The organism is Massilia glaciei, from assembly GCF_003011895.2.
GTDB lineage: Bacteria > Pseudomonadota > Gammaproteobacteria > Burkholderiales > Burkholderiaceae_D > Telluria_A > Telluria_A glaciei.
In genome coordinates, this window is the sequence record NZ_PXWF02000086.1 from 1 (window position 1) to 386 (window position 386).

The 386-nt window shown below is 65.5% G+C and carries 1 protein-coding gene; it reads left to right on the forward strand.

All coding sequences use genetic code 11. The features are described 5' to 3' along the window. Nucleotides 1-255 (forward strand): hypothetical protein (locus C7C56_RS28635; protein WP_181373047.1); only part of this gene is annotated, 255 nt, incomplete at its 5' end. Nucleotides 256-386: the final 131 nt, after the last annotated feature.

The window sequence follows — 386 nt, forward strand, 5'->3', positions numbered from 1 at the left end:
CTGCTGCGCGCAAAGGACGCGGACAAGGGCGCCGGCGCCAAATACGAGGCGATCTGGCTCGAGGACAAGCTGGTCAAGGGCCAACTCTGGATTCCGACCAAGACCAACGGCGTGATCGTGCGCGCCCGGATCGTGGCCGACGCGCCCGCCACGGCGGGCAAGCCGGTCCCGGCCGCGCTAGAGAAAAGCATCGAAACCATCGACCGCGAACTGACCGGCCTGGCGACCATCTGGGAGACCGACTATGATCGATGAAATGTCCGCACTGCAATCGCTGCTGCTGTCGCCGCTGGCGGTCATCGGCGCCGGCCTCATGCTGGCGCAAATCGTGGGACTGCTGCTGCACATGCGCGGCATCCCAAAATTGTACGGCGCCGTCATCGCCG